Source organism: Serratia sp. TMDUHS_CL (genome assembly GCF_037137105.1).
GTDB lineage: Bacteria > Pseudomonadota > Gammaproteobacteria > Enterobacterales > Enterobacteriaceae > Serratia > Serratia nevei.
In genome coordinates, this window is record NZ_JBBBDV010000011.1 from 90,179 (window position 1) to 113,827 (window position 23,649).

General features: G+C 58.1%; 19 protein-coding genes, 4 tRNA genes and 1 other RNA gene. 3 read left to right on the forward strand and 21 right to left on the reverse strand.

Going from position 1 to position 23,649, the window contains the following annotated elements; all coding sequences use genetic code 11:
* Window positions 1–358: 358 nt before the first annotated feature.
* The 20 genes from WCL58_RS19240 to trxA form a co-directional block, all read right to left on the reverse strand.
* Window positions 359–488, reverse strand: a non-coding RNA gene (locus tag WCL58_RS19240) — RtT sRNA.
* A 34-nt stretch (window positions 489–522) separates the two neighbouring features.
* Window positions 523–599 (reverse strand) — tRNA-Pro (locus WCL58_RS19245).
* Window positions 600–673: 74 nt separating this feature from the next.
* Window positions 674–760: transfer RNA gene (locus WCL58_RS19250), tRNA-Leu, on the reverse strand.
* A 41-nt stretch (window positions 761–801) separates the two neighbouring features.
* A tRNA-His gene (locus WCL58_RS19255) sits at window positions 802–877 on the reverse strand.
* 63 nt (window positions 878–940) lie between these two features.
* Window positions 941–1,017: transfer RNA gene (locus WCL58_RS19260), tRNA-Arg, on the reverse strand.
* 135 nt (window positions 1,018–1,152) lie between these two features.
* Complete coding sequence (gene thrP / locus WCL58_RS19265; RefSeq protein WP_038874078.1) at window positions 1,153–2,556, reverse strand: bifunctional threonine/serine APC transporter ThrP; 1,404 nt, start codon at window positions 2,554–2,556, stop codon at window positions 1,153–1,155.
* 365 nt (window positions 2,557–2,921) lie between these two features.
* Window positions 2,922–3,662, reverse strand: coding sequence for a lipopolysaccharide N-acetylmannosaminouronosyltransferase (gene wecG / locus WCL58_RS19270; protein ID WP_060424217.1), 741 nt, complete (start codon window positions 3,660–3,662; stop codon window positions 2,922–2,924).
* A gap of 14 nt (window positions 3,663–3,676) precedes the next feature.
* Window positions 3,677–5,044 (reverse strand): ECA oligosaccharide polymerase, encoded by a 1,368-nt coding sequence (wzyE, locus tag WCL58_RS19275; protein ID WP_087762624.1) that lies wholly within the window; start codon window positions 5,042–5,044, stop codon window positions 3,677–3,679.
* Window positions 5,041–6,126 (reverse strand): TDP-N-acetylfucosamine:lipid II N-acetylfucosaminyltransferase, encoded by a 1,086-nt coding sequence (locus WCL58_RS19280; RefSeq protein ID WP_100396584.1) that lies wholly within the window; start codon window positions 6,124–6,126, stop codon window positions 5,041–5,043. Before WCL58_RS19280 ends, wzyE begins: the two co-directional genes overlap by 4 nt.
* Window positions 6,123–7,373 carry a lipid III flippase WzxE gene (gene wzxE, locus WCL58_RS19285; RefSeq protein WP_048232375.1) on the reverse strand — a complete coding sequence of 417 codons (1,251 nt, stop codon included), beginning with the start codon at window positions 7,371–7,373 and terminating at the stop codon, window positions 6,123–6,125. Before wzxE ends, WCL58_RS19280 begins: the two co-directional genes overlap by 4 nt.
* A gap of 1 nt (window position 7,374) precedes the next feature.
* Window positions 7,375–8,505 carry a dTDP-4-amino-4,6-dideoxygalactose transaminase gene (gene rffA, locus WCL58_RS19290; protein WP_187321904.1) on the reverse strand — a complete coding sequence of 377 codons (1,131 nt, stop codon included), beginning with the start codon at window positions 8,503–8,505 and terminating at the stop codon, window positions 7,375–7,377.
* On the reverse strand, window positions 8,492–9,220 hold the full coding sequence (rffC, locus tag WCL58_RS19295) for a dTDP-4-amino-4,6-dideoxy-D-galactose acyltransferase (RefSeq protein WP_202670232.1): 729 nt from the start codon (window positions 9,218–9,220) through the stop codon (window positions 8,492–8,494). The genes rffA and rffC overlap by 14 nt, the downstream gene beginning before the upstream one ends.
* The gene (gene rfbA / locus WCL58_RS19300; RefSeq protein ID WP_141957672.1) at window positions 9,198–10,079 is read right to left on the reverse strand and encodes a glucose-1-phosphate thymidylyltransferase RfbA; all 882 of its coding nucleotides are present in this window, start codon (window positions 10,077–10,079) and stop codon (window positions 9,198–9,200) included. Before rfbA ends, rffC begins: the two co-directional genes overlap by 23 nt.
* A 49-nt stretch (window positions 10,080–10,128) precedes the next feature.
* On the reverse strand, window positions 10,129–11,196 hold the full coding sequence (rffG, locus tag WCL58_RS19305; protein WP_141957669.1) for a dTDP-glucose 4,6-dehydratase: 1,068 nt from the start codon (window positions 11,194–11,196) through the stop codon (window positions 10,129–10,131).
* A complete protein-coding gene (wecC, locus tag WCL58_RS19310; RefSeq protein WP_141957667.1) occupies window positions 11,193–12,455 on the reverse strand; it encodes a UDP-N-acetyl-D-mannosamine dehydrogenase in 1,263 nt (420 codons plus the stop codon). The genes rffG and wecC overlap by 4 nt, the downstream gene beginning before the upstream one ends.
* Window positions 12,452–13,582: a non-hydrolyzing UDP-N-acetylglucosamine 2-epimerase gene (gene wecB, locus WCL58_RS19315; protein WP_180547993.1), complete on the reverse strand. Its 1,131-nt coding sequence runs from the start codon at window positions 13,580–13,582 to the stop codon at window positions 12,452–12,454. The genes wecC and wecB overlap by 4 nt, the downstream gene beginning before the upstream one ends.
* 85 nt (window positions 13,583–13,667) lie before the next feature.
* Window positions 13,668–14,720: an ECA polysaccharide chain length modulation protein gene (gene wzzE / locus WCL58_RS19320; RefSeq protein WP_336851508.1), complete on the reverse strand. Its 1,053-nt coding sequence runs from the start codon at window positions 14,718–14,720 to the stop codon at window positions 13,668–13,670.
* A gap of 20 nt (window positions 14,721–14,740) precedes the next feature.
* Window positions 14,741–15,838: a UDP-N-acetylglucosamine--undecaprenyl-phosphate N-acetylglucosaminephosphotransferase gene (wecA, locus tag WCL58_RS19325; protein ID WP_004934192.1), complete on the reverse strand. Its 1,098-nt coding sequence runs from the start codon at window positions 15,836–15,838 to the stop codon at window positions 14,741–14,743.
* Window positions 15,839–16,134: 296 nt separating this feature from the next.
* Window positions 16,135–17,394 (reverse strand): transcription termination factor Rho, encoded by a 1,260-nt coding sequence (rho, locus tag WCL58_RS19330; protein ID WP_004934188.1) that lies wholly within the window; start codon window positions 17,392–17,394, stop codon window positions 16,135–16,137.
* A gap of 400 nt (window positions 17,395–17,794) precedes the next feature.
* Entirely contained in the window at window positions 17,795–18,121 is a 327-nt protein-coding gene (gene trxA / locus WCL58_RS19335; RefSeq protein ID WP_004934187.1) for a thioredoxin TrxA, read from the reverse strand.
* Between the two features lie 131 nt (window positions 18,122–18,252).
* Here trxA and rhlB point away from each other — a divergent pair, with 131 nt between their 5' ends.
* Window positions 18,253–19,539, forward strand: a complete 1,287-nt coding sequence (gene rhlB, locus WCL58_RS19340) for an ATP-dependent RNA helicase RhlB (protein ID WP_060424233.1) — start codon at window positions 18,253–18,255, stop codon at window positions 19,537–19,539.
* Between the two features lie 5 nt (window positions 19,540–19,544).
* Window positions 19,545–21,041: an exopolyphosphatase gene (gene ppx, locus WCL58_RS19345; protein ID WP_047729463.1), complete on the forward strand. Its 1,497-nt coding sequence runs from the start codon at window positions 19,545–19,547 to the stop codon at window positions 21,039–21,041.
* Between the two features lie 178 nt (window positions 21,042–21,219).
* On the opposite strand, the gene rep is transcribed toward ppx, so the two are convergent.
* Window positions 21,220–23,244 (reverse strand): DNA helicase Rep, encoded by a 2,025-nt coding sequence (rep, locus tag WCL58_RS19350; RefSeq protein WP_004934177.1) that lies wholly within the window; start codon window positions 23,242–23,244, stop codon window positions 21,220–21,222.
* A 109-nt stretch (window positions 23,245–23,353) separates the two neighbouring features.
* Between rep and ppiC the strand changes: the two genes are divergently transcribed.
* Window positions 23,354–23,635, forward strand: coding sequence for a peptidylprolyl isomerase PpiC (gene ppiC, locus WCL58_RS19355; protein WP_004934175.1), 282 nt, complete (start codon window positions 23,354–23,356; stop codon window positions 23,633–23,635).
* The last annotated feature ends 14 nt before the right edge of the window (window positions 23,636–23,649 follow it).

Here is a 23,649-nt window from a genome sequence, read left to right on the forward strand (position 1 = left end):
ATATATTGAAATTATTGACTTTTTATTTAACCCTTCCATTCCCGTCACAAATCACTCTCTGGTGTTACTTGCTGGCGGCCTTTATCAGGTTGTCGCCTCGAAACGACGACTTAAGTCAAAGCTAGATTTATCTTTTAAAATCAATGAATTATTTGTCTCAACCTGACGACAGCACAGGATGGTATTGTCGCTGAAAACCAACACGTTTGCAGGCCGACACCAGATGCTCCCCCAGGAAGGCAAAAAGCCCGTGCGGTGCTGCACGGGCTTGTCGATGTTCCCTTCGTCATGCTGAGAAGAACTTGCTTTCATAAACGACAGACGTAAAAAAACCGACTTGCGTCGGTTTCTTTGAGAGTGGTCGGCGAAAGAGGATTACGCCCATCTTTGATGCGCGCCCTGCGGGCCGTTGCTGAAGCAACGTTGTCTCGCTTCGCGAGGCTCAAACCCCCTGCGGAAGTGCTCATCCTCATAAACGACAGACGAAAAAAAACCTGCTTTAAAAAGCAGGCTTTTCGAATGTGGTCGGCGAGAGAGGATTCGAACCTCCGACCCACTGGTCCCAAACCAGTTGCGCTACCAAGCTGCGCTACTCGCCGATTTATGTTGCTCATACTACCTGATTTATCAGACCGTTGTCCATATAAATCTTATATTTATCAGATATTTTGCGTGGTGCGAAGAGAGGGACTTGAACCCTCACGTCCGTAAGAACACTAACACCTGAAGCTAGCGCGTCTACCAATTCCGCCACCTTCGCACTGTCACAAAATACTGCTAAATCTTCACTTCGTTAGGAAGTGGGGTGGCTAATGGGACTCGAACCCACGACAACTGGAATCACAATCCAGGGCTCTACCAACTGAGCTATAGCCACCATTACTACTTCTTCTTACTCACGCGGTAATATTACCACCGCAGCTCCTGCGCACAAACTTAATGGCGCGCCCGACAGGATTCGAACCTGAGACCTCTGCCTCCGGAGGGCAGCGCTCTATCCAGCTGAGCTACGGGCGCGTAGCGCCGTTGCGGGAGGGGATACTACGGATTTACGCCAATTCTGTCTAGTGCTTTTTCGCAGAAATGTTGCGTTTGATTACGCTTTGCTCACTCCCGCGCACAAAAGCGCACTCCGTAGCCCCTTTTCACCGTTTATTGGCGCGTTTCTACCCGATTTTCAGCCGGATGATGTTTCTTGTGCATGCCGAAAGCGAAGTAGCACAGGCTGACGCCGGCTAAGAAAATCGCCCCGACCAGCAGGGAAATCCGCGTATCCGGGTTGATTCCCATGCCGACCAGCACGCAAATCAGAAAAGCGATGGTCAGATAGTTCACATACGGGAACATGATCGACTTAAAGCTGTGATTTTTGATCGCTTCCTTATGGGCGCGGCGGAAATAAAGCTGGCTTATCAGCACCACGAACCACGGCACCATGCCCGGCAGCACGCTCGCGCTGTAGACATAGACGAACACCTGCTCCGGATTCGGGATGATGTAGTTCAGCGCGGAACCCACCAACAGGCAGCCGATGGTGACGGCGATGCAGTTCACCGGCACGCCGCTGGCGGAAAGCTTGGTCAGCGCCGCCGGCAGCTGGCGGTTCTTGGCCAGGGCGTACAGCATGCGGCCGCCGCTGTACATGCCGCTGTTGCAGCCGGAGAGCGCGGCGGTCAACACCACGAAGTTGATGATGCCCGCGGCGGCAACGATGCCGATCTTGGCGAAGGTCAGCACGAACGGGCTACCGGTGGTGCCGATGCCGTTCCACGGGAAGATGGTGACGATGACGAAGATTGCGCCGACATAGAAGATCAGGATGCGCCACAGGATATTGTTGATCGCGCGTTTCAGCGTCACCTGCGGGTTCTTGGCTTCTCCGGCGGTGATGCCCACCAGCTCAACCCCCTGATAGGACGCCACCACGATGCACAGCGCAAACAGGAAGCCTTTCCAGCCGCCGGCAAAGAAACCGCCGTGCGCCGTCAAATTGGCGAAACCGATAGGTTCACCGCCGTTGCCGAAGCCGAAGAAGATCACCCCCAGCCCCACCAGAATCATCACGATGATGGTGGTGACCTTGATCATGGCGAACCAGAACTCCAGCTCCCCATACAGGCGCACCGCCGCCAGGTTGGCCAGCGCCACCATCGCCACAGCGATCAGCGCCGGCACCCACTGCGGTATTTCCGGGAACCAGAACTGCACATACACCCCGATGGCGGTGATCTCGGAAATGCCGACGGCAATCCACATAAACCAGTAGCCCCAGGCGGTCAGGTAACCGAAATAGGGATTCATGTACTTATGCGCGTAAACGGCAAACGAGCCCGCGACCGGCTCGAGGAACAGCATTTCTCCCATCGAACGCATAATGAAGAACACGAACAGCCCGGCGATGATGTAAGCCAGCAGCACCGACGGCCCCGCCCACTTCAGCGTACTGGCCGACCCCATAAACAGGCCGACACCGATGGTGCCCCCCAGAGCGATAAGCTCGATATGCCGGGCCTCAAGGCCCCGGTGTAGCCCTTGCGGTTTCTCTTTGTGTGCCATAAATCCTCAATAATTTTTCTCGGGTTGTGTTTGCCTGCCGGCCGCTGCCGGTCGTTATTGTCATTATTAAAAGAATAAATCATCCCCTGCCGATCGGGTTGGCATCAACGGATAGTCGGAGCGAAGTTACCGTGAGAGGGACATCGTTCAGCGCTGTCGCATCAGGCTTCAGCGGCCAGGGATAATTTCCGGGCGGTATCGTTTCGCATTTCGCCGCTATAAGCAAACCGCAATTTAAAACTTTATGGAATAAATGCAGCGACGTTTAGGGCCGGGGGTTATAGATATGCGGGAGAAACGTGCAAAAGCAGATTATTGGTACAGCAGACCGGAGCGGAACAGCACTTTCCGCCCCGGATGAGGGATTACATCTTGCCGCTGTAGTAGTAGCCGACAAACTTCAGCAGCTTCAACTGTCGGCCGATGCGGCTGGGCTGGCTGAGCAGGCGGTAGAGCCATTCCAGACCGAGGTTCTGCCACACCTTGGGCGCACGCTTCACATGGCCGGTAAAGACGTCGTAGGTGCCGCCCACGCCCATGTACAGCGCCTGCGGATGCACCTTGCGACAGTCACGCATCAGAATTTCCTGCTTCGGCGATCCCATCGCCACCGTCACGATAGCGGCGCCGCTGGCACGAATACGCTCGAACAGCGCCTCTCGCTGATCCGGTTTGAAATAGCCGTCCTGGCTGCCCACCAGGTTGACATTCCACTGGCTGCGCAGCTTTTGCTCGGTTTCCGCCAAGACCTCGGGCTTGCCGCCGACCAGGAAGACCGGCGTGCCTTCACGGCCGGCGCGCTGCATCAAGGCTTCCCACAGATCGGCACCCGCCACGCGCGAAACGTCCGCCGCCGGGTATTTGCGGCGAATCGAACGCACCATGCTGATGCCGTCGGCGTACTTGTACTCCGCCTCATCCAGCAACGCATGCAGCGCCGGGTCCTCTTCCGCCTTCAGGATCTTTTCCGCGTTCATGGCTACCAGCGTGCCCTGTTTTACCCGGCCGCCGTCGAACAAAAAGTCCATGCAGTGCGCCATATCGCGAAAGCCCCACAGGCTGAAACCGCGCAGCTCATACTGCGGCACCGAAATCTTTGCTTCCATCGTTCTCATTACCCTTACAAAAGACCGTTCGCCCGAGGCACAGACGCCAGCGCGCGGGCGCGCGTCACTCTGGCCTTGATCAGCCCGGCGGTATCGAACAGCCAATACAGCAACTTCGCCAGCACCAGACAGGCGCCGAAAATAATGCAGAAAAACACCACGCGCGACACGAATGAATCCACCCCTTCGCGCGCCAGCACGATGATGTTGAACACCGCACCGAAGCAGAAGCCTTGCAGAATGGCCGCCTTATAGCGGTTCGGTTCGGTTTTGCCCAACTCATACAGCCAGTCGAACCACTTGATGATCATGCCCACCAGAATCGCGCCGAGCGGAATAAACAGCGCACCGCCCATCACCACCAGTGAACCGATCAGCGTCGGGGAAATCGCCAGCCCGGAGTGATTGTTCAGCACTTCCCAGGTGAAATAGTTGGCCGAGTTCAGCACCACGTCCGGCCGGCCCGGCCATAGCCAGGTTGGAATAAAGACGTAGAAATCACGCACGATCGGCGCCAGGCCCTGGAAATCGATCTTGTCGTAATTTTGCAGCAGCAGCGCCAGGTTTTCCCACGGCGAGAAGGTATCGCGGGTCAGGTAGAGGAAGGTATAGAACGCTTCCGCGCCGCTGACGTCCAGGCTGTAGCGCTTCAACGCCAGCCAGAACATGCCGACCACGCCGAATATGCCCGCCGCCGCCAGCATCCACAGCGTGATCCAGCCGCGCACGATGCCGATAAACAGGAACAGCGCGAAGGCGATGATGATGTTGGCGCGGGTGCCGCCGACGATCACGTAGGTCAGAATACCGAACGCCACCGTCGCCACCAGGAACAAGAACCAGGCGCGCAGATCTTGCCGCAGGAAATAGACCACCAGCATCGCCGGAATGAAGAAGTAGAAGAACCGCTTGAGCGCCACGCCGGACACGTCGCTGGAGAAAATCTGGCTGTAGGAATTGAGCTTGAACAGCAGGAAGCCGTTCTGCATGAAGAAGATCCCAACGGTACCGATCGCCACCAATGCCAGCAGCACCCAAGTCATATGAGTCTCTACCCGGTTCATGGTAAACAGCGCCGCACGCGGCTCTGTGCGGCGCTTGCGCAGCCGGGTCTTGTAGGTGACGTAATAGATGGCGTAAAACGCCGTCGCCGACAGCAGGGCGTACAGCAGAAACTCCACAGGCACCACCTCGACGTCAAACTGGAACACCAGCAGGCAGGTCAAAGGAAAACCGAAATAGAACGTCAGTAAATACAGCAGCGAGAAGAAGACGTTGAAGTTAAAGCGCACGCGCCGAAACTCCTGGTAGGTCAGCGTCAGAATAAACGTCAGGCTGACCAGATAGACGACAAACAGGCCGCCGAATTGCGCCAACGTCATGAGTGCTCTCCCGCCGCCAACGCCAGGGCTTGCTGCCAGCCGTCGACATAGTTCGGATTGAAGAAGGCGATCGCCTGTTTATCCACCGCCGCCAGCTGACGCTGCGCTTCGCGCACCACCGCCTCGTCCAGCGAATCGCCGTAGAACAGCACCGGCAGGTGCTGTTCCGCCAAATCCTGCCAGAACGGGTTTTGCCGGCTGAGCACGAAAGGCACGCCGAACTGAATCAGCAGGCACAGGGTGCCAATCCCCTGCTGGCGATTGAAAATGAAATAGCCCAGATCGCAGGCGCGTAAAATATTGAGGTAGTCCTCAAACGCCACCTGCTGCGTGAGCAGCTGCAGGTTTTTCTCGCCGAACAGCGGCAACCCGGCGGCGCGCACCTGCTCGATGTAGGCATCGTTGTTGGCCGGATAACCCATCGGCAGGATCACGCGCACGTCGGCGCCGAACTGCTGATGAATCGCCTGCAGCGCTTCGATATGCCGATTGCTGCGATCGCCGGAGTTGCCCACCAGAATCGTCATCGGCCCGGCCAGGTTTTTCTCGACGTGAACGTCGGTCAGCGCCGGATCCATGCGGGTCGGGAAGTACAGCAGCGAGGCCGGCACCCGCGCATGGCGCTGCTGGTAGTGAATCACGTCGCCGCGAGTAGCAAACACGTTCCCTACTCGCCCCTGCGCAATGCGGCGCAGCAGATAGAACAGCCGGAATTTCCAGCTGGTGGCGTCTTCATACAGATCGGCGCCCCAAATATGCCAACTGACCTGACGCGCCTTGATCTTGCCGCTCAGCAGCGCCAACCACAGCCCCGGATTGAACTGGCCGTGCAGGAAGAAGCGCGCATCGCGATCGGCCTGGGCACGGGCGATGACCGCCGCCGCCAGGCTTTTCTTGTCTGCGTAGGGCTCAATGTTCAGGGCGGGGAAATCACCCAGTGCCGCCACATCCTTGGCCGCCACCATAAAATGCCGCGTCTGCTCAGCCGGCAAACGCGGCGCCAGCACGTCGTTGAAGAAGCGCAGCACCGTCTGGTTATGATGCGGGATATCGGATCCCAGAACGTGAATCAGTATGGTCATACTCGTCTACGATAAATAAGGAACACGCAGCTACAGAGCGCGAAATACACGATGTAGGTTGCCATATAGGCCTGAGCCGCCCCCAACGCGCCGTGCAGCGGGATCAGCCAGTGCGAGAACAGCGTCAGCAGCAGAAACTGGCTGACTTCCGTCAGGATATAGAAGCGCAGCGACGCTTTGGCGATCACCAGATAGCCGAACACATAGGCCCCGACTTTCAGCACGTCGCCCACCAGCTGCCAGGCAAACAGATCGCGCATGGCGACAAACTTGTCCGAGAACAGCAGCCAAATAGCGAAATCGCGCAGCACCCAAACCGTAAAGCTCGCCGCCGCTACCGCCGGCAGCACGAATTTCAGCGAACGCACGATCTCCCGTGAGATGGCGCCCTTGTCCGTCAGCCGCGACAGCGTCGGCAGCAAATAGACGGTAAACGAAGCGGTGATAAACTGCAGATAGGCATCGGAAATGCTGCTGACGCCCTGCCAAATCCCCACCTCATCCCAGCCGTAATGGGCGGCCAACAGGTTACGCATCATCACGTAGGCCACCGGCAGCGTCACCGACGTGATCAACGCCATGAGGGTGAATTTGCCGAGATTGCCGGCCACGAGTTTGTCCCAACGCGGCGCCAGATAGCGCAGCGGCAGCGTTTTGCGCCGCCACAGCATCAGCCCGGCAGGCAACACCACCAACGCCGGCACCAGCGCCAGCCCCGCCAGCGCGCCTTCATAGCCACCCAGCTTAAAGCACAGGTAATAAGCCACCACGCCAATCAGGCTGCCGCCGATCACCGCCAGCGCATTGCCCATCGCATCGCGATAGCCTTTCAGCACCGCCATGAACAGGTTGGCGTAGGCGATCCCCATCTGAATGAAGGCGACGGCGCGCACCACATCGACGTAATCGGCATGCCCGAACAGCCCGATGCTGATCGGTTCGGCGGCGAACAGAAACACCAGCGCCAGCAAGGTCGAAAAACCCAGCACGATGCTCGACGCAGTGCCTACCGCCAGACGCAGACGCTGCGGATCCTGGTGGTACTCCGCCACGTATTTGGTGATGCCGTTAAAAATACCCGCGCCGGACAGCACGCCCAGCACGGTAATCAACTGGCGGAAGTTACCCGCCTGCCCCACCCCGCTGGGGCCAAACGCCACCGCCAGCAGCTTCACCACCAACAACCCCACGCCGATTTTGATCAGCGTGGAGCCGGCAGTCCATATCGATGCTTTTGCCAGCGACATATCAGGCAAAGAAGCTCAGGATGGTATTGATTACCGTACGCTGATTGACATCGGACATATTGTAGAACAGCGGCAAGCGCACCAGGCGCGCGCTTTCCTGCGAGGTGTAACGGTCTTCGCCGGCAAAGCGACCAAAACGTTCGCCGGCCGGGCAGTCATGCAGCGGGATATAGTGGAACACCGCCATGATCTCGGCTTCCTTCAGGTAGTCGATAAAGGCCGTGCGATCGTCGATATCCCGCAGCTTGATATAGAACATGTGCGCATTGTGCTTGCAGTCCGCCGGTATGCTCGGCAGCTCGATGCGCCCGGCCTTCGCCAACGGCAGGAAACTGTCGTAGTACTTCTGCCACAGCGTCAGGCGGCGCTGGTTGATGCGTTCCGCCACTTCCAGCTGGCCCCACAGGTAGGCGGCCTGCAGGTCAGACATCAGATAGCTGGAGCCGATGTCGCGCCAGGTATATTTGTCGACCTGACCACGGAAGAACTGGCTGCGGTTGGTGCCTTTCTCGCGGATGACTTCCGCCCGATCGACCAGAGCCGGATCGTTCACCAGCGTCGCACCACCTTCGCCGCCGGCGGTATAGTTTTTGGTTTCATGGAAGCTGAAACAGCCGATGTGGCCGATGGTGCCCAATGCCTTGCCTTTGTAGGTCGACATCACGCCCTGCGCGGCGTCTTCCACCACGAACAGGTTATATTTCTTCGCCAGCGCCATGATGGTATCCATCTCGCAGGCGACGCCGGCGTAGTGCACCGGCACGATCGCGCGGGTTTTATCGGTGATCGCCGCTTCGATTTTGGTTTCGTCGATGTTCATGGTATCCGGACGCAGGTCGACGAACACCACTTTAGCCCCGCGCAGCACAAAGGCGTTGGCGGTGGAAACGAAGGTAAAGCTCGGCATGATCACTTCGTCACCCGGCTGAATATCCAGCAGGATGGCGGCCATTTCCAACGACGCGGTGCAGGAAGGCGTCAGCAACACTTTCGCGCTGCCGAAACGCTGTTCCATCCACTGCTGACAGCGGCGGGTAAAGCCGCCGTCGCCGCATAGCTTGCCGCTGCCCATAGCAGCCTGCATATATTCCAGTTCAGTGCCAACAACCGGTGGAGCGTTAAATGGAATCATGTCTACCTCTGTATAACCAGTACGCGGTGCTTTCAATCACGGCACCCTGTCGTTGATAGAGTCGTAATGCGGCGATATTGCTTATCTGGGTCGCGACCCGCAGGCGCTGCATACCTTGACGCCGACATTCGGCGATCGCCGCCGTCATCAGCCGAGTGCCAATGCCCCGGCCGGATACGCCGGGGAAAGCCGCCAGCAGGCCGATACGCATTTCCTGGCCGCCAATGTCACGCAGGCTGACAAAGCCTTCGGGTTGCCCCTGGTTGTTCAATACCAACAAGCATTGATGATCAAAGGTGCCCAGCACCGCTTTTTCGATCCAGGCCGCATAGAATCGCCCACTATCGGCGCGATCGTACCACGGTGCGCGAAACCGGCTGGCGGCAAACACCTCACCGGCAGCAGCGCGCAACGACGGGATGTCCTCGGGTACGGCCGTGCGCACCCCGGCCGCAGCGGTATCGACCGTCTCGCGTCCAGTTGCAATGCTCACTGCCAGATCCACTTCGCCTTCGACCAGCCGGAAGCCTAGCGCCGACAGCGCATCAGCCCACTCCAAGCGGTAAGCGGGGATTTTAGCCTGCACCAACGCATAAGCATCCAAATCGGCGTTGCTGACGGGGGCCACAGAGTCGTCGAAATGTAACTTGGCGCTCTTCAATTGGAAGAAATCGCTCTCCCAATGCAGCGGTTCAATACTGGCGTGGACGCGCATGCAATAAATCCAGTAAGTATTTGCCATAACCGGTTTTGGCCAACGTCTGAGCCGCGCGTTTCACGCCCTCATCATCCAGCCAGCCATTGCGCCATGCGATCTCCTCGAGACAGGCGATTTTAAAGCCCTGGCGTTTCTCGACCGTCTGTACGAAGCTGCTGGCTTCCAGCAGGCTGTCGTGAGTGCCGGTGTCCAGCCAGGCAAAACCGCGCCCCAACAGCTCGACGGTCAGCTCTCCGCGCTCCAGATACATCTGGTTAATGCTGGTGATCTCCAATTCACCCCGAGGTGAAGGTTTGATCTGCTTGGCGAACTCCACGACCTGAGCATCGTAGAAATACAACCCGGTCACCGCCCAGTTAGACTTCGGTTTAGCCGGCTTCTCTTCGATCGACAGCGCCCGATAGCGATCATCAAACTCCACGACGCCAAAACGCTCGGGATCCATCACCTGATAACCGAACACGGTCGCACCGGTGGTGCGCGCTGCAACGCTTTTCAGTTTGGGACTGAACCCCTGACCAAAGTAAATATTGTCACCCAATACCAGGCAGCTCGGCTCACCGGCCAAAAATTCTTCGCCGATCAAAAATGCCTGAGCCAGGCCATCGGGACTTGGCTGTTCGGCATAGCTGAGATTGATGCCGAATGCTTCGCCGCTGCCCAAAAGCCTCTTGAATGAAGGCAGATCTTCCGGCGTGGAGATAATCAGAATGTCTTTGATTCCCGCCAGCATCAGTACCGACAACGGGTAATAGATCATCGGTTTATCGTAAATCGGCAACAGCTGTTTCGATACGCCGCGGGTAATCGGATGCAGGCGCGTACCGGAACCCCCGGCCAGCACAATACCTTTCATACTTGCTCCCAAATCAGCCACGTCACCCACAGGCAACACGGCATGACATTCACTCGGACAGCCCTAAACGCTCGCCGGCATAAGAGCCGTCTTGCACCCGGCGCCACCAGGTTTCGTTGTTCAGGTACCAAACCACGGTTTTGCGAAGGCCGCTTTCGAACGTTTCCTGCGGCCGCCAATCCAACTCACGATCGATTTTGCCGGCGTCGATGGCGTAACGCATATCGTGGCCCGGGCGATCCTTCACGTAAGTGATCAGATCGCGGTAGTTCGCCACACCCTGCGGCTTGTTCGGCGCCAGTTCTTCCAGCAGCTCACAAATGGTCTGCACCACGTCGATATTTTTGCGCTCGTTATGGCCACCGATATTGTAAGTTTCACCCACCACGCCTTCGGTCACGACCTGATACAGCGCGCGCGCATGATCCTCAACATACAGCCAGTCGCGCACCTGCGCGCCGTTGCCGTATACCGGCAGCGGTTTACCGGCTACCGCGTTCAGGATCACCAGCGGGATCAGCTTCTCCGGGAAGTGATAAGGGCCGTAGTTGTTCGAACAGTTGGTCACGAGGGTCGGCAGACCGTAGGTGCGCAACCAGGCGCGCACCAGGTGATCGCTCGACGCCTTGGAGGCGGAATACGGGCTGCTCGGCGCATACGGCGTGGTTTCGGTGAACAGATCGTCGGTGCCGTGCAGATCGCCGTACACTTCGTCGGTAGAGATATGGTGGAAACGGAAAGCCTGCTTCTTCTCCGCCGCCAACGGTTGCCAATAATGGCGCGCCGCTTCCAGCAGGGTATAAGTGCCGACCACGTTGGTCTCGATAAACGCCGCCGGGCCGTCGATAGAGCGATCGACATGGCTTTCCGCCGCCAGGTGCATCACCACGTCCGGCTGATACTGGGCAAACACCCGATCCAGCTCGGCGCGATCGCAGATGTCGACCTGCTCGAAAGCATAGCGCTCGCTCTCGGCCACCACCGCCAGCGATTCAAGATTGCCGGCATAGGTCAGCTTATCCACCACCACCACGCTGTCATCGGTGGCTTCGATGATGTGTCGCACGACCGCAGAACCGATAAAGCCGGCACCACCGGTCACCAAGATACGTTTCAACGCCAGACTCCCTTGGTATCAACCACCCAGGTTTGTTTGATTTCATCCGGCCGGATGGCCTTGAACTGCTGGTGATCGACCAACATCACGATCACGTCGGCCTGCTGCAACGCCTCAGCGATTGGCGTCAACGTCACATGGCCCGCCAGCGACTTCGGCAACTGCTCGACGTTCGGTTCCACCGCCAGCGTTTCGCCGACGTGCCATTCGGCAATCAGGTGTGCGACTTCCACCGCCGGGCTTTCACGCAGATCGTCGATATTCGGCTTGAAGGCCAGGCCGAAACAGGCAATTTTGACCTCGGACGCGCGCTTGTCGGTGGCGGCCAGGCAATCAGCCACCGCCGCTTTCACCCGATCGACCACCCACAGCGGTTTACCGTCGTTCACCAGGCGAGCGGTGTGGATCAGGCGCGCCTGCTGCGGGTTCTGCGCCACGATAAACCATGGATCGACGGCGATGCAGTGACCGCCGACGCCCGGCCCCGGCTGCAGAATATTCACCCGCGGATGGCGATTCGCCAGGCGGATCAGCTCCCAGACGTTGATCCCCTGTTCGGCGCAGATCAACGACAATTCGTTGGCAAAGGCGATATTCACGTCGCGGAAGCTGTTTTCCGTCAGCTTGCACATCTCGGCAGTGCGCGAGTTGGTGATCACGCATTCGCCCTCGAGGAAAATCTTGTACAGCGCGCTGGCACGTTCCGAGCACTTCGGCGTCATGCCACCGATCACGCGGTCGTTTTGAATCAGTTCCACCATGACCTGCCCCGGCAGCACGCGCTCCGGGCAGTAGGCGATATTCACGTCCGCCGCTTCGCCCGCGTGCTGCGGGAAGCTGAGATCGCTGCGCGCCTGCGCCAGCCATTCCGCCATCTGTTCGGTGGCACCCACCGGCGAGGTGGACTCAAGGATCACCAGATCGCCCTTTTTCAGCACCGGTGCCAGCGATTTCGCCGCCGCTTCGACATAGGCCAGATCCGGCTCGTGATCGCCCTTGAACGGCGTAGGCACCGCGATCAGGAACGCATCGGCCGCCAGCGGTTTGGTCACAGCCTGCAGAAAACCACCGTCAACGGCGTCCTTGACCACTTTGTCCAGATCCGGCTCGACGATGTGGATCGCACCGCGGTTAATGGTATCTACTGCATGTTGGTTAACATCTACACCCACCACTTTTTTCTTGCGGGAAGCGAACGCCGCCGCCGTTGGCAAGCCGATATAACCCAGGCCGATAACCGAAATAGTGTCAAAACTCATAGTGTCACCTGATGATTCTTTAAAGCTTCGAGGATACGCTGGCAGGCATGCCCGTCACCGTATGGGTTGTGCGCCCGACTCATCGCGTGATATTCGCTTTCGTCCGTCAACAGCCGGGTCACCGCTTCAACAATTTTGGCGACATCGGTACCGACCAGGCGTACCGTGCCCGCATCTATCGCTTCCGGGCGTTCGGTGGTGTCGCGCATCACCAGCACCGGTTTGCCTAACGATGGCGCCTCTTCCTGAATACCGCCGGAATCGGTCAGGATCATATAGGCCTGGGTCATCAAATAGACAAACGGCAGATAATCCTGCGGCTCGATCAGCATGACGTTGTCGATGCCTTTCAAGATGCGATTCACCGGCTCACTGACGTTCGGATTGAGATGCACCGGATACACTACCTGCACTTCCGGGTGGTTGCGGGCAATCTCCGCCAGCGCGCTGCAAATTCGCTCAAAGCCGCCGCCAAAACTTTCGCGGCGATGGCCGGTGACCAGAATCAGTTTCTTGTCGGCGTCGAGGAACGGGTAACGCTGCGCCAGGTCAGCCTGCAGCGCGGCATCGCTCATCACGCGGTCGCGCACCCAGAACAACGCATCGATCACCGTATTGCCGGTCACGAAAATACGGTTGTCCGGCAGCAGCTCGCGCAGCAGATTCTGGCGCGAGTTTTCGGTTGGCGCAAAATGGTACATCGCCAGATGGCCGGTCAGTTTGCGGTTGGCCTCTTCCGGCCAGGGAGAATACAGATTGCCGGTGCGCAGCCCGGCTTCGACATGCCCGACGGGGATGCGTTGATAGAACGCCGCCAGACTGGTCGCCAGCGTGGTGGTGGTATCGCCATGCACCAGCACCACGTCCGGTTTGAAGTCTTCCAGCACCCCTTTCAGCCCTTCCAGGATGCGGCAGGTGATTTCCGTCAGCCCCTGACCGGGTTTCATGATGTTCAGGTCGTAATCCGGCGTAATCTCAAACAACCGCAATACCTGATCCAACATCTCACGATGCTGTGCCGTTACGCAGACTCTTGCGTCAAAGGCCTCATCCTGGGCCAGTGCATGTACCAGCGGCGCCATTTTAATGGCTTCCGGCCTGGTGCCGAAAACAGTCAACACTTTCACAGCGAATCTCTTTTGGTCGGTTAATCGCAGGCCCCGCCTGCGAATGGGGCGCTCACGCGCCCTGCATCAGATTATTATATTATTTTTAACTACGCGGCCGACGCGCCAAGGCAACACCCGCGCCAACCAAAGCGCCCATCGCGCCCCACAGAATCAGCCAGAAGACCCGGCGTGGGCTGTCGCGTTTTACCGGCTCTTCCGGCGTACGCAAATAGCGATAGGTCTGGAACTTCTCATCCAACGTTGGGCCAACGTTCAGCGTCGCCAGCATCGCGCGGTTCTGATCGTAATCCAGGTCATAGGTCGGGCCGGAAGCCTGCAGGCCTTCCAGACGCGCCTGCAGCATTGGCCGGCCCAGCAGGAACAGATCCGAATCCGGCAGTTGCTCGGCCGGGGTGTCGGTTTGCGTGCGGCTTATCCCCTGGCTTTCGGCGATTTTCAGCGCCTGCTGCGTGGTGTTCAGCTCACGCTTGTAAACCGACTCCGCCACCGCTTCCTGGCGCTTGACCTGCGCCTTCATCGAGGTAGTGCGGGCGGCCCACGCTCCCTGGATCTCTTCGTTCAGGTGCAGGGCTGCGCGGTGGCTGGCGAAGGCCACGTATTGACGCAGCAGGCGGTTGGCGTCGGCGGCGGTTTCCGCCGTCAGCTTCACGCCGTCGTTCGGCACTTTCTTGTCGTCGCGCGGCGTGAACAGGATGTTGTTGATCAGCTCGTCGAGCAACGCCGCATCGGCGCGAGCATCCCCTTCCTGACGCTGCTTGTAGTAATCGCTCTGCAGCCAGAAATCGCGACGCGTATCGTAAGCCGCCAGCTGCATGATGAACTCATCGTACGCTTCGTCCGCGATGCTCGGCTGATCGCCGGCCGTCGCCGGCAGCGTGCGCACGTCCAGATTACGCAGGAACTGTTGCTGCGAGTAGTAACCGCCCAGCGCATTCACCGTCGGTCTGTCGGTGATGGCGGTCGCGCTCCACTCTTGCTTAACCAGATAAGAGACGATCAGCGCGACCGCCGCGAACAGCACCGCAATGCCGATAATCCACGGTTTGCCGCGCCACAGGATGCAGCACAGGCCGCGGATATCGAGTTCGTTATCCACCGCCGGGGTATGCTTGTCAGACGTTGTTTCTGGATTCATCACAGCCAAAAAGCCTCTGGTTAAGATACTTGCTTGTTATCGCTCGAACGCCGCAGGCGACGCTTGATACGCTTAATGTACCGCGCAACCCGCCAGGCGCGCTTGATGCAGTAACCGTACAGGAAGAAAGCAAGCAAGAATAATGCCAACATAACCCACTCTGGGATAAAAGTCAGGCGTTCGCCGATCACGCCAACCGCCGCCAGCAATGCGGCCGCCAGGGTGATCAACACGAAAGCCTGCCGCGGCGTAAAGCCGGCGCGCATGATCAGGTGGTGAATATGTTGACGATCGGGAGAGAAGGGGCTCATCCCCTTGCGTAAACGACGATACATGATTGCTATCATGTCCATCAGCGGAATAGCGATGATCCACAGCGCGGTCACCGGGTTAATCGAGTGTGCCTTTCCCTGCGAGCTTTGCAGCAGCAGCCAAATGGCGGTAAAGCCGATCAGGGTACTGCCGGCGTCCCCCATGAACACCTTATAACGGCGGCCAAGGATGCCGAGGTTGAGCAAAATATAGGGAACGATGGTGGCAATCATCGCAAAGCACCAGAACGCCAGCTCATGATGGCCGCTCAGGTACAGCAACAGGCCCAGCGCGCCGAAGGAGACGCACGACAAGCCCCCCAGCAGGCCATCGATGCCGTCGACCATGTTGAAGGCGTTGATCGCCGCCCATACCGCGAACAGCGTCACCAGATAGCCGAACGGCCCCAGCAGCATCTCCCAGTCGCCCAGCACATGGCCGAAGCTGCGCAGGTAGAGGCCCGCGAACACCATCATGGCGATGCCGACCAACGCCTGCACCAGGGCGCGGATTTTAACGCTGATGTCGAAACGATCGTCGAGCGCGCCCACAAACACCAGAATGCCGGCGCAGGTAAGATAAAGCTTGGCGTGCGCGATAGGTTGTTCAGAAATCCAAAACGCGAAGCACAGCCCGGCATAAACGGAAATACCGCCGACCAGCGGAATCAGCCCCTGATGGCGTTTGCGATAATTGGGTTTATCTACCAGACCAATACGTTTTGCCGCCTTGCGGGCAACAAAGAGAAAAGCCAAAGAAAACAGGAAAACAAATAGAATTTCAGTACTCATAGTGAGTAAGTTCACAGTTAACAGATCTCTGTAGAAGATAAGGCAGCTTACCACGGGCAATAGCTTGTGCCATCGGCCCCCGCCACCTTTCGGTCATTTCCTATGACAACGGTGATTCATGCCTATTTTCTTCGCTTCGGCTGACAAAACGACAGCAGCAAAGCCGACCGGCGAGAAACCGACCGACAAACAAGATGAATTCTCAATAAGTCGAGGAAACAACTTACTTTTCCATTACTGCTACTTATCGTATCCGCCAAAAGCGAAAAACGCCACGACTAGGCGTGGCGTTCAGCGAATTTTTTAACGAATTATGAGCGTTTCATCATATCGAAGAATTCATCGTTGGTTTTAGTCATCGCCAACTTATTAATGAGGAACTCCATCGCGTCAATCTCACCCATCGGATGGATGATTTTGCGCAGGATCCACATTTTTTGCAGCTCTTCGGAGGTGGTGAGCAGCTCTTCTTTACGGGTACCGGAGCGGTTGTAATCAATCGCAGGGAATACACGTTTCTCGGCGATTTTACGCGCCAGGTGCAATTCCATGTTGCCGGTACCTTTAAATTCTTCGTAGATCACTTCGTCCATCTTCGAACCGGTATCAACCAGCGCGGTCGCGATGATGGTCAGGCTGCCGCCCTCTTCCACGTTACGTGCCGCACCGAAGAAGCGCTTCGGACGATGCAGGGCGTTGGCATCCACACCACCGGTCAGCACCTTGCCTGAGGCCGGTACCACGGTGTTGTAGGCACGCGCCAGACGAGTGATGGAGTCGAGCAGAATGATCACGTCTTTCTTGTGTTCAACCAGGCGCTTGGCCTTCTCGATCACCATTTCGGCCACTTGCACGTGACGCGAAGCCGGTTCGTCGAAGGTCGATGCGATCACTTCGCCTTTCACCAGACGCTGCATCTCGGTCACTTCTTCCGGACGTTCGTCGATCAGCAGCACCATCAGCACGCAGTCAGGGTGGTTGTAGGCGATGCTCTGCGCAATGTTCTGCAGCAGCATGGTTTTACCGGCTTTCGGCGGTGCCACGATCAGGCCACGCTGGCCGCGGCCAATCGGCGCCGCCAGATCCAGTACGCGCGCCGTCAGGTCTTCGGTCGAACCGTTGCCGCGCTCCATCCGCAGACGGGAATTGGCGTGCAGCGGGGTCAAATTCTCGAACAGGATCTTGCTGCGGGCGTTTTCCGGCTTGTCGTAGTTGACCTCGTTGACTTTCAACAGGGCAAAATAGCGCTCGCCTTCTTTTGGCGGACGAATCTTACCGGAAATGGTGTCACCTGTGCGGAGGTTGAAGCGGCGGATTTGGCTAGGGGATACATAGATGTCGTCGGGACCGGCGAGGTAGGAACTGTCTCCAGAGCGGAGGAAACCGAATCCATCCTGCAATATCTCGAGCACGCCGTCGCCGAAGATATCTTCTCCGCTTTTCGCATGTTGCTTCAGAATGGAGAAGATAATGTCCTGCTTGCGCATGCGGGCAAGGTTTTCCAGCCCCATATTTTCGCCGAGAGTAATCAGCTCAGAAACCGGCGTATTCTTTAATTCGGTAAGATTCATAGTGGTGGGTTCTTAAACTCGGGGTATGTCTCGAACTTGTATCGTGAATGGTATGGCAGCGAGATGCGTGCCTGTTTACTGGACGTTCGATCACCGGGCGCAGAGCCGTCGCGGTAAGAAATGGCTTACATCGGGCGCACGCATTGACGGTTGAAGATCGAAGGTACCTTAAAAATGATTTTTGCAAAACCGTTTGATTGCCAAAACACGGGCTGAGTTCAGTTTACTTTCAACGCCAGTGGTTCGACACAGAGTATAGCTTTAGATTCAAACTCTTTAGATTTAAAACTTCGGGCAAGTTCTATATGCAGTGTGGTTAAACTTAACACGCTTCTTGGCAGGCGTCTAGCGGTGAATTGAACATCACCGCCAGGCGCCTGATACTGGGCTTCCCGCCCGATTACAGATTCGCGTTCAGGAAATCTTTGAGCTGACCTTTGGACAACGCGCCAACCTTGGTCGCGGCCACTTCACCGTTCTTGAACAGCAACAGCGTAGGGATACCACGGATACCGTACTTAGGCGCGGTAGCCGGGTTCTGATCGATATTCAGCTTGGTGATGGTCAGTTTGCCTTCGAACTCTTCGGCAATCTCATCCAGAATCGGAGCAATCATCTTGCACGGCCCACACCATTCAGCCCAGAAATCGACCAGGATCGGCCCTTCCGCTTTCAGCACATCGGCTTCGAAGCTGCTGTCAGTCAGGTGAATAATTTTATCGCTCATGTTCTACTCCACAGGATTATGTCTACCTTGTTGGTGTAGCATTAACCAACTCAAGGTGATTTTATTGCACCGCGTTTATTTCAACGGATGTGCTTTCGTAAAGCAATAGTTAGCTGATATTCTACCACACTATGAGCAAAACACACTTGACCGAACAGAAGTTTTCCGACTTCGCCCTGCACCCGTTAGTCCTTGAAGCCCTTGAGAAAAAAGGGTTTCACAATTGCACGCCCATCCAGGCGTTAGCATTGCCGCTCACGCTCTCCGGGCGTGACGTTGCAGGTCAGGCGCAAACCGGTACCGGAAAGACGCTGGCGTTTTTGGCGTCTACTTTTCACTATTTGCTGACTCACCCGGCGAAACAGGATCGCCAGACCAATCAGCCGCGCGCCTTGATCATGGCGCCTACGCGTGAACTGGCGGTGCAAATCCACTCCGATGCAGAAGCGCTCTCCCAGAGCACCGGCCTGAAACTGGGCCTGGCCTACGGCGGCGACGGCTACGACAAGCAGCTGAAAGTGCTGGAAAGCGGCGTGGACATTCTGATTGGCACCACCGGCCGTTTAATCGATTACACCAAACAGAACTATGTCGATCTCGGCGCGATGCAGGTCGTCGTGCTGGATGAAGCCGATCGCATGTACGATCTCGGCTTTATCAAAGACATCCGTTGGCTGTTCCGCCGTATGCCTACGGCCGATCAACGCCTGAACATGCTGTTCTCCGCCACCCTGTCCTATCGCGTACGCGAACTGGCCTTCGAGCAGATGAACAACGCCGAATATGTTGAAGTGGAACCGGAACAGAAAACCGGCCACCGCATTAAAGAAGAGCTGTTCTACCCGTCCAACGAAGAAAAAATGCGCCTGCTGCAGACGCTGATTGAAGAAGAGTGGCCGGATCGCGCCATCATCTTCGCCAACACCAAGCACCGCTGCGAAGACATCTGGGGCCATCTGGCCGCCGACGGTCACCGCGTCGGCCTGCTGACCGGTGACGTGGCGCAGAAAAAACGCCTGCGTATCCTCGACGACTTCACCAAGGGCAACCTCGATATCCTGGTCGCCACCGACGTCGCTGCGCGCGGCTTGCACATCCCTTCCGTCACGCACGTTTTCAACTACGATCTGCCTGACGACTGCGAAGACTACGTGCACCGCATCGGCCGTACCGGCCGCGCAGGCGCCAGCGGCCACTCCATCAGCCTGGCGTGTGAAGAGTACGCGCTCAACCTGCCGGCGATCGAGACCTATATCGACCACAGCATTCCGGTGAGCAAGTACAACAGCGATGCGCTGCTGACCGATTTGCCGGCGCCGAAGCGCCTGTCGCGTCCGCGCGGCGGCAACGGCCCACGTCGCAACTCCGCGCCTCGTCGCGGCGGCGCGCCGCGCAGCAACCGTAAACGTTCGAGCTGATCGCCATGCTCAGTTCCAGCACGCTTTATGCTGCCATCGATCTCGGCTCCAACAGCTTCCACATGTTGGTGGTGCGCGAGGTGGCCGGCAGCATTCAGACTCTGGCGCGGATCAAGCGCAAGGTGCGCCTGGCGGCCGGGCTGGATCAGAACAATCACCTGTCGCATGAGGCCATGCAACGCGGCTGGCAGTGCCTGCGGCTGTTCTCCGAACGCCTGCAGGACATTCCGCGCGAGCAGATCCGCGTCGTCGCCACCGCCACGCTGCGCCTGGCGTCCAACGCCGATGAGTTTCTGCAGGTCGCCGAGCAAATCCTCGGCTGCCCGGTGCAGGTGATCAGCGGCGAAGAAGAAGCGCGGCTGATTTATCACGGCGTTGCGCACACCACCGGCGGGCCGGATCGGCGGCTGGTCGTCGACATCGGCGGCGGCAGCACCGAACTGGTCACCGGCACCGGCGCACAGGCATCGCAGCTGTATAGCCTGTCGATGGGCTGCGTCACCTGGCTGGAGCGCTACTTCAGCGATCGCAACCTTGGGCAAGAAAACTTCGAGCGCGCCGAACAGGCCGCACGCGAAATGGTGCGGCCGATCGCACCGCAGCTGCGCCAGCAAGGTTGGCAGATCTGCGTCGGCGCTTCCGGCACCGTGCAGGCGCTGCAGGAGATCATGGTGGCGCAAGGCATGGATGAACGCATCACCCTGCCCAAGCTGCGCCAGCTGAAACAGCGCGCCATTCAGTGCGGCAAGCTGGAAGAGCTGGAGATCGAAGGGTTGACGTTGGAGCGCGCGCTGGTGTTCCCGAGCGGCCTGTCCATTCTGTTGGCCATCTTCCAGGAGCTGGGCATCGAGAGCATGATGCTGGCCGGCGGGGCCCTGCGTGAAGGCCTGGTTTACGGCATGCTGCATCTGCCGGTGGAGCAGGATATTCGCATCCGCACCATCCGCAACCTGCAGCGTCGCTACCTGATCGACACCGAGCAGGCCGAACGCGTCAGCCAACTCGCCGCCAACTTCTCGCAGCAGGTCGCCAACGAGTGGCAGCTGGATGCGCGATGTCGCGAGCTGTTGCACAGCGCCAGCCTGATCCACGAACTCGGCCTCAGCGTCGATTTCAAGCAGGCGCCGCAACACGCCGCTTACCTGATCCGCCACCTGGACTTACCCGGCTTTACCCCGGCGCAGAAAAAACTGCTGGCCACCCTGCTGCAAAACCAGAGCAACACCCTCGACCTGTCGCTGTTGAACCAGCAAAACGCCCTGCCGCCGCGCACTGCGCAGCGTCTGTGCCGCATTTTGCGCCTGGCGATCATCTTCGCCAGCCGCCGCCGCGATGACACGCTGCCGGCGGTGCGGTTACGCGCCAATCAGGACGACGAACTGACGGTGATCTTGCCGCCGGGTTGGCTGGAACAGCATCCGCTGCGCGCCGAGGCGCTGGAGCAGGAAAGCCACTGGCAGAGCTACGTCCATTGGACGCTGCGGTTGGAAGAACAGCGTTGAAATGATCAGGGCGCGATTCGCGCCTGAAGGTTAATGGCAAACCTGATGACATTGCCAGGTTTACAGAAGACAGCATATAAAAAATAAGGAAAATCAATTCATTGATTTTCGGCTGATAACCTCAAAGGAGGAAAAACCACGCTTTTTCCTCCTTTGTCAGTAATCTAGCCCTGTCTTTTTAATTCCCGCCTTTGGCCTTGGCCAGCTGGGCGCGGATATTGGCCAGATGGCTCTGCCCCTTCTGCATCCGCTCCTGCGGGCTCACCACTTTACGCTCGGTTTCCCACGCCAAATCGTCCTGCGGCAGTTCCAGCAGGAAGCGACTCGGCTCCGGCCGCACCAGTTCGCCGTACTGACGGCGCTCGCGGCACAGGGTGAAGATCAGCTCTTTTTGCGCGCGGGTGATCCCCACATAGGCCAGACGCCGCTCTTCATCGACATTGTCTTCATCGATGCTGCTCTGGTGCGGTAGCAGGCCCTCTTCCATGCCCACCAGGAATACGTAGGGGAACTCCAGCCCTTTGGAAGCGTGCAGCGTCATCAGCTGTACCTGATCCAGCTCTTCTTCGCTTTCACCGCGCTCCATCATGTCGCGCAGGGTGAAGCGCGTCACCACCTGGGTCAGCGTCATCGGCTCGTCCAGATCGTTGCCTTCCAGCATCTCGGTCATCCAGCCGAACAGCGTGTTGACGTTCTTCATCCGCATTTCGGCGGCCTTCGGGCTGGTCGAGGTTTCAAACAGCCAGCTCTCATAGTCCACGCCGCGGATCAGATCGCGCACCGCCGCCACCGGCTCACGTTCCGCCTGCTGGGCGATACCGCCGAGCCAGTGGGTAAAGCGCTGCAATGACTCCAGCCCGCGCCCGGTCAAGTGCTGGCTCAGCCCCAGATCGAAACTGGCGTGGAATAAACTCTTGTTGCGCTGGTTGGCCCATTCGCCGAGCTTCTGCAGCGTCGCCGGGCCGATCTCACGCTTGGGGGTATTGACGATGCGCAGGAAGGCGCTGTCGTCCTCCGGGTTGGTCAGCACGCGCAGGTAGGCCAGCAGATCCTTGATCTCGGGGCGCGAGAAGAACGAGGTGCCGCCGGAAATCTTGTACGGGATGCGGTTCTGCATCAGCATCTTTTCAAACACCCGCGACTGGTGGTTGCCGCGGTACAGGATCGCATAGTCGCCGTAGTTGGTCTTTTTCACGAAGTGGTGGGCGATCAGCTCCCCCACCACCCGCTCGGCTTCGTGATCCTCGTTGTTGGCGGTCACCACTTTCAGCTCTTCACCATATCCCAGCTCGGAAAACAGCCGTTTTTCAAACACGTGCGGGTTATTGGCGATCAGAATGTTAGCCGCCTTCAGGATACGCTCGCTGGAACGGTAGTTTTGCTCCAGCTTGATCACCTGCAGCGCCGGGAAATCTTCCTTCAACAACACCAGGTTCTGCGGCCGCGCGCCGCGCCAGGAGTAGATCGACTGGTCGTCGTCACCCACCACGGTAAAGCGCGCGCGGTTGCCCACCAGCAGCTTAACCAGCTCGTACTGGCTGGTGTTGGTATCCTGGTACTCATCCACCAGCAGATAGCGAATACGCTGCTGCCAGCGTTCGCGCACCTCTTCGTTGCGTTGCAACAACAGCGTCGGCAACAGGATCAGGTCGTCGAAGTCCAGCACGTTGCACGCCCGCATATGGGCGTGGTACAGGCCGTAGCAGTGGGCGAACAGCTTGTCGCGCTCCGAGCGCGCCAGCTCCGCCGCCCGCTGGGGATCGATCAGGTCGTTTTTCCAGTTGGAGATGGTCGAGATCAGCTGCGCCACCAGCGTTTTGTCGCTTTCCAGCCACTTTTCGGTCAGCTCTTTCAACAGCGCCAGCTGATCCTGGTCATCGAACAGCGAGAAGTTGGACTTCATCCCCAACGCCACGTATTCCCGTTTGATGATCTCCAGCCCCAGGGTATGGAAGGTGGAAATCATCAGCCCGCGCGCCTCTTTACGCCCCAGGGTTTGCGACACGCGCTCTTTCATCTCGCGTGCGGCCTTGTTGGTAAAGGTCACGGCGGCGATGTGCCGCGCCTGATAGCCGCAGTGGTGGATCAGGTGGGCTATCTTGTTGGTGATAACGCGCGTCTTGCCGGAACCGGCACCGGCCAACACCAGGCAGGGCCCGGTAACGAATTCGACGGCTTGTTGTTGGCTGGGGTTTAATCGCATGGTGCTGGCTTGCTCGACTGTAAAACGTGGAAGGGAATTGTAGCAGAAAGCGCCGATGAGATTTAGCGGGTATAATCAGCGCAATTTTCGCATCGACAAAGGCATTACCATGGCAAAAACGGCGTGCGCCCTGCACATTCTGGTAGACAATGAAAAGCTGGCCAACGAGCTGCTGGCCAAGCTGAAGCGCGGCGTCAGCTTCGACACGCTGGCGCGCAAATACTCGAGCTGCCCGTCAAAACGCAACGGCGGCTCGCTGGGCGAATTCAACAAGGGCGCGATGGTGCCGGCGTTCGATAAAGCGGTGTTCAGCATCCCACTGCTCAAACCTTACGGCCCGGTCAAAACCCAGTTCGGTTACCACATCATCAAGGTGCTGTACCGCAACTGAGGGGGCCTGAGCCC